Genomic DNA, 5,818 nt, shown 5'->3' on the forward strand with positions numbered 1-5,818 from the left:
GAAGGTGTTCACTTTTCAAGCGCCGCAACTGTCCAGTTTTCGCGCGCCGTCGACAGAATGGAAGTCAACGGCGACAGGGCGGCGTCGGGCAGAAGCGACATCAGGTCCCGGTCGAGCTTGGCGGCCGGCCCCGCGGTGAGACTCGCCAGTGGCAGGGCCCTCAGTGCGGCGGGAGTCGACACGTCCTCCCTGCGGGAGATCCGCCCCTGCATCTCGGTGACCTGTGCCCGAGCCAGGCGGATGGATCGCTCCTGCTCGGCCAGACTCACATCCAACTCCACAAATCTCAGCGAGGTCTGCCGTGGCGTCCTCCGCGAGGACATCGGCGACTTCCTCGAGGCTCAGGCCGAGTTCGGCGAGCCTGCGGGCGCGCGCCGAGAGAACTAGGTCCTGCAGTCCATAGTCGCGATATCCGTTGGCCTGGCGAACCGGCTCTGCCAACACCCCGACGTGGTGGTAGTGACGAATCGTGCGAGTTGTTATTCCTAGACTGCAGCCGCCTGCCTAATCCTCATACCAATCAGTAAAGACGTTGACGTCGCGACAAGGTCAACCGCGGCCCTTAGGGCTCGCCGCTGCTCGCCTCAGCGCCCTCAGTTGCGCGGGTGCGCCCTCGCCTGGCGCTCATTGCCACGGCGATAGTTACCGGTCAGCCGCGCCATCAACTCCTGTGCGTCCCCGGTCTCCGCGGCCAGGAACTCTGCCGCCCGCGAGCCGCGCAAAGTCGTGTCCACCTTGCCGTGGTGGCTGATCACAACGTCCTCGCCGCGCTGGGCGTAGCTGAATCCGGTGGGCGCGGGCATACCGGACACGATCTCAGCGCCCGGACGGCCACGTCCAACGATTACTGCCGGTCGCGACCCGGCGCGGGGTTCTGGGCAGAGTCCGCGGCGGGGCCTTCGGTGAGGTCCTGCGCCCGCTCGTTATTGCGTCGAGCTGCGCGGGTGCCGAGCACGCTGAGCCCGTCCACCACCTTCTTTGCCACCCCGCTGAGGCGCTGCGCGGCCTGCCGTCCGGGGATCGTCGGCGCCTCACCCTCGGGGGCATCGGGCAGGGCCCGATTCGCCAGGCCCATGACTCGCGTCGTCAGCCCCGGGGCCAGGCCGCGGGCACGAATGCCGATCCACGCCAACGGAGTCGAGGTCACCATCGGCCGGCCGTCCAGGACGGCGTCGACATAGCGGGCGGCGGCGCGGTCGGCGTCGATGCTCACCAGGGGCAGCGAGGCGCTGGGGGCGAACCAGGCATACTCCTGCTCCGGCTTGCCGGTGAAGAGCGCGTGCTCATGGCCCCCGGTGCGCATCAATCCGGGCGCGATGGTGGTCGCGGTGACGCCGGTGCCCGACAACTCCGCGGCCAACCCGTCGGAGAAGCCCACCGCCCCGAATTTCGCCGTGCTGTAGGGCAGCAGATGCGGCGCGGCGACCATTCCGCCGAGCGAGGCGACCGTGCCGATATGGCCGGCGCGCCGGGCGCGCATACCGGGCAGAACGGCCATGGCGACGTGGATCGGCCCCCAGGTCATCGTGTTGATCGCGTCCTCGAAATGCGAATACTGCATCGACTCCGCCGGCCCCGCCTGGATGATCCCGGCGACGGTGATCGCCGTCTCGATCGGGCCCAGGTCGCGCTCGATCTCCTCGACCAGGGCGTGCACCGCCTCCCGGTCGCGCACATCGCACACCCGGGTTTGGATGTCCGCGGCGTCCCGCGGGGCGGAATCCCCCGGGCGCCCGGCCCGCAGCAGTTCCGCGGCCTGCGCCAGTTCATCCGCATCGCGTGCGGCGATGATCACCCGCCGGTCTCGATCCAGCAAGGCCCGGGCCATCAGCAGTCCGAGTCCGCGGGAAGCCCCAACGACAAGGGCGATTGGGGAAGCGCTCATTAACCTAGGCTAGGCGCGCTACCAGCACAAATGCCCCGGGCGTCCCACCCAATGCAGGCGATGAGCGGCATACGGTGAAGGCATGCGAGCACTCACCTGGCAAGGCATCGAAGACGTCCGCGTCGAGGAGGTCCCCGATCCCACGATCCAGGAGCCCACCGATGCGATCATCCGCGTCACCTCGACCGCCATCTGCGGATCCGACCTGCACCTCTACAAGGTCCTGGCCCCCTATCTGACCCCCGGCGACGTCCTCGGGCACGAATTCCTCGGCGTCGTCGAGGAGGTCGGCTCCGGCGTCGGCAACCTGACCGTCGGTGACCGGGTCGTGGTCCCCTTTGGGATCGCCTGCGGACACTGCTTCATGTGCGATCGCGGGCTCTTCGCCCAGTGCGAGACCACCCAGAATGTCGAGATGGACAAGGGCGCGAGCCTGTTCGGCTACACCAAGATGTACGGCCAGGTCCCCGGCGGCCAGGCGGAGCGAGTCCGCGTCCCGCATGCCGACTTCGGCCCGGTGAAGCTGCCCGACACCCTGTCCGACGAGCGCTTCCTCTACCTGTCCGACATCCTGCCGACCGCCTGGCAGGGCGTGCAGTGGGCGAATGTGCCCGAGGGCGGCTCGCTCGCCGTCTTCGGTCTCGGCCCGGTGGGTCAGCTCGCCGTCCGCTCCGCCAAGCACCTGGGCATCGAGCGGGTCTTCGCTATCGACCTTGTCTCGGAGCGCTTGGCACTGGCGCAGCAGTGGGGCGCGGAGGTCATCGACACCTCCGCCGTCAAGGACGCCGCCGCCACCCTAAAGGAGATGACCGACGGCCGCGGCCCGGACTCGGTCCTCGACGCGGTCGGTATGGAGGCGCACGGCAACCCGGTCGCCGAGCAGGTCATCGACCTCGCCTCGCGCCTGCCCAAGCCGGTGGCCAAGGCCGCCATCGAGCGGGTCGGCATCGACCGGCTGTCGGCCCTGCATACGGCAATCGAGGCGGTCCGCCGGGGCGGCACGCTGTCGATCAGCGGGGTGTATGGCGGCAGCGCCGACCCGATGCCGTTGATGACCATGTTTGACAAGGGCCTGACGGTGCGGATGGGCCAGTGTCATGTGCGGCAGTGGACCGATGAGCTGTTCACCCTGCTCAACCAGTCCGAGGATGTGCTCGGACTGGAAAGCTTGGCCACCCACCGCGTCCCCCTGGAGCAGGCCCCCGAGATGTATCGAATCTTCCAGGAGAAGCAGGACGGCTGCCTCAAGGTTGTCCTGACGCCCTGATCACACCAACTCCCAGCGACGGGGCTGTCGGTCCTTGCCGATACCGTCGTTTACACCTCCCACGTCCGGTCTCTTGGCCGGCGCCCGCCAAAGGATGGTCTCCGGTATGTCAGAGAATCAGGCACCCACAACCGACTCGCAGCATCGCACCGGCGGCGGGGGTGAATATCACCAGCTCCCACAGGACGGCCAGGTCATGACGACCGCCCAGGGCATCCCGATGTCCGACGACCAGAACAGCCTGCGCGTCGGCCCGCGCGGGGCCGCGCTGATGGAAGACTTCGCCTTCCGCGAGAAGCTCTTCCACTTCGACCACGAGCGCATCCCGGAGCGCGTGGTGCACGCGCGCGGCGTCGGTGCCAAGGGTTACCTCGAGTGCCTTGAGGCGATCCCGGAGTTGACCATGGCCTCGCCCTTCCAAGAGAAGGGCACCAAGACCGAGGCCTTCGTCCGCTTCTCCACCGTCGCCGGCAACCTGGGCTCGGCTGACCTGGCCCGCGATGTGCGCGGCTTCGCCGTCAAGATGTATACGCCGCAGGGCAATTGGGATCTGGTCGGCAACAACATTCCGGTCTTCTTCATCCAGGACCCGATCAAGTTCCCCGACCTCGTGCACTCGGTCAAGGAGGAGCAGGACCGCGGCTGGCCGCAGGCGGCGTCCGCGCACGACACCTTCTGGGACTTCATCTCGCTGATGCCCGAGGCGACCCACATGGTCATGTGGACCATGTCGGATCGCGCCATCCCGCGCTCGCTGCGGATGATGGAGGGCTTCGGCGTCCACACCTACCGCTTCGTCAATGCCGAAGGCAAGGTCAGCTTCGTCAAGTTCCACTGGAAGCCCGCGCAGGGTATGCAGTCCGTCGAGTGGCCGGAGGCCGTCGCCATCAATGGCGCCGACCCGGATTTCCACCGCCGCGACCTGTGGACCGCGATCGACTCCGGTGACTACCCGCAGTGGGACCTGGGCGTGCAGGTCTTCGACGAGGACTTCGCCGACTCCTTCGACTTCGACATCTTGGACTCGACCAAGATCATCCCCGAAGAGGTCCTGCCGGTGCGGGTCATCGCCCGCCTCACCCTGGACCAGAACGTCGACAATGTCTTCGCGGAGACCGAGCAGGTCGCCTTCTGCACCCAGAACATCATCCCGGGCATCGACTTCAGTGATGACCCCTTGCTGCAGGGTCGCAATTTCTCCTATCTGGACACCCAGCTCAAGCGCCTCGGCGGGCCGAACTTCACCCAACTCCCGGTGAACGCGCCCCGCTGCCCGGTCATGAACTTCCAGCGCGATGGGCACATGCAGATGTCTCGTCAGCCCGGCCGCGCGAACTACGAGCCCAATTCCTTCGCCGGTGCCGACCGGGGGCCCCGGGCCGACCCAGACGGCGGCTTCCAGAGCGTCCCGCGCCCGCTCGCCGGCGAGGCGCGGCGGCTGCGGGGAGAGTCCTTCGCCGACCACTACAGCCAGGCGAATCAGTTCTGGCGCAGCCAGACTCCGGTGGAGCAGGAGCACATCGTCGGCGGTTTCGCCTTCGAACTTGGCAAGTGCGAGATCCCGCAGATCCGCACCCGGATGCTCGCCAACCTCGCCAATGTCGACTCGGACCTGGTAACCCGGGTCGCCGATAAGCTCGGTATGGAGGTGCCGGAGGCCTCGCCGTCCGCGGTCAGCCCCCGCCACGACCTGCCGGAGTCGCCGGCGCTGTCGATCCTGGCCAACCAGCCCACGACCTTCAAGGGCCGCAAGCTGGGGATCCTGGTCACTGATGGCACGGACGGCGCCCTGGTCGACGCGCTGGAAAAGGCCGCGAAGCAGGCCGGCGCGATGGTCGAGCTGATCGGTCCCAAGGTTGGCGGCGTGAGCATCGACGGCAGCACGCGCGAGCCGCAGCACGCGCTCGCGGGCGCCCCCTCGGTGCTCTTCGACGCGGTCGCAGTCATCCCCGGCAGCGAGGGTGCCGCCGAGCTCGCCGGCAGCGCGGCGGCCCGGGATTTCGTCGCCGACGCCTTCGCCCACCACAAGTTCATCGGTCACAGCGAGGACGCGGCGGCCCTCTTCACGGCGGCCGGTGTCGACCCGGCAGCCGACGAAGCGGTGGTCGCACTGACTGCAGACAATGCGGCGGGCTTCCTGGAGTCGTGCGCGAAGCTGCGCTACTGGGAGCGCGACGTCCGTCCCTGAGCGGGGAACGGGCATACGGGCGGTAATCGGCTGGCCACGGGGGGAGAGTAGACGGATGACTGAGGTGCAAGTGCGGCGAGTTCGCGAGCCTCTTCCCGGAACTCTCCCGCCCGTGGACCCCGACCCTGCCGCCGGCGGCGCAGCAGCCCGCATACGTGGCGGTTAATCACGACCTGGGCGCCGACCTCGGGCTCAATGCGCACTGGTTGGCCGGCCCCGAGGGGCTTTCCGTGCTCGGCGCGCGGCGGATGCTGCCCGGCAGCACCCCGGTGGCGCAGGCGTATGCCGGGCATCAGTTCGGCGGCTATTCACCGGTGCTCGGGGACGGTCGAGCCGTGCTGCTCGGTGATCTGACGGATCGCGCCGGCCGGACGGTGGATCTGGGGCTCAAGGGTTCCGGGCCGACGCCTTTCGCTCGGCGCGGGAGGCATATGCCCCTGCGCACCAAGACTTTGGGCTGGATCTGATGCGCTGCCGT

General features: G+C 68.2%; 6 protein-coding genes. 3 read left to right on the top strand and 3 right to left on the bottom strand.

The genetic code is table 11. The features are described 5' to 3' along the window. Window positions 1–8: 8 nt before the first annotated feature. The 3 genes from PKH97_RS12875 to PKH97_RS12885 form a co-directional block, all read right to left on the bottom strand. A complete protein-coding gene (locus tag PKH97_RS12875) occupies window positions 9–269 on the bottom strand; it encodes a hypothetical protein (RefSeq protein ID WP_324387892.1) in 261 nt (86 codons plus the stop codon). Window positions 270–593: 324 nt separating this feature from the next. Next, window positions 594–803, bottom strand: a complete 210-nt coding sequence (locus tag PKH97_RS12880) for a hypothetical protein (protein WP_324387893.1) — start codon at window positions 801–803, stop codon at window positions 594–596. A gap of 41 nt (window positions 804–844) precedes the next feature. Beyond that, window positions 845–1,885 (bottom strand): SDR family oxidoreductase, encoded by a 1,041-nt coding sequence (locus PKH97_RS12885; protein WP_324387895.1) that lies wholly within the window; start codon window positions 1,883–1,885, stop codon window positions 845–847. An 82-nt stretch (window positions 1,886–1,967) separates the two neighbouring features. On the opposite strand from PKH97_RS12885, the gene PKH97_RS12890 reads away from it, so the two are divergent. The 3 genes from PKH97_RS12890 (at window position 1,968) to PKH97_RS12900 (ending at window position 5,807) form a co-directional block, all read left to right on the top strand. Beyond that, window positions 1,968–3,152, top strand: a complete 1,185-nt coding sequence (locus PKH97_RS12890; protein ID WP_324387896.1) for a zinc-dependent alcohol dehydrogenase — start codon at window positions 1,968–1,970, stop codon at window positions 3,150–3,152. Between the two features lie 106 nt (window positions 3,153–3,258). Continuing rightward, window positions 3,259–5,340 (top strand): catalase, encoded by a 2,082-nt coding sequence (locus tag PKH97_RS12895; RefSeq protein ID WP_324387898.1) that lies wholly within the window; start codon window positions 3,259–3,261, stop codon window positions 5,338–5,340. A 125-nt stretch (window positions 5,341–5,465) separates the two neighbouring features. Next, on the top strand, window positions 5,466–5,807 hold the full coding sequence (locus PKH97_RS12900; RefSeq protein WP_324387899.1) for a protein adenylyltransferase SelO family protein: 342 nt from the start codon (window positions 5,466–5,468) through the stop codon (window positions 5,805–5,807). Window positions 5,808–5,818: the final 11 nt, after the last annotated feature.

The sequence above is a fragment of the Nostocoides sp. genome, from assembly GCF_035343835.1.
GTDB lineage: Bacteria > Actinomycetota > Actinomycetes > Actinomycetales > Dermatophilaceae > Nostocoides_A > Nostocoides_A vanveenii.

What these genes read in the sequence shown, in the direction of transcription:
- PKH97_RS12880 (WP_324387893.1), bottom strand. Translation starts at nt 803, where the DNA reads ATGCCCGCGCCCACCGGATTCAGCTACGCCCAGCGCGGCGAGGACGTT.
- PKH97_RS12885 (WP_324387895.1), bottom strand. Translation starts at nt 1,885, where the DNA reads ATGAGCGCTTCCCCAATCGCCCTTGTCGTTGGGGCTTCCCGCGGACTC.
- PKH97_RS12890 (WP_324387896.1), top strand. Translation starts at nt 1,968, where the DNA reads ATGCGAGCACTCACCTGGCAAGGCATCGAAGACGTCCGCGTCGAGGAG.
- PKH97_RS12895 (WP_324387898.1), top strand. Translation starts at nt 3,259, where the DNA reads ATGTCAGAGAATCAGGCACCCACAACCGACTCGCAGCATCGCACCGGC.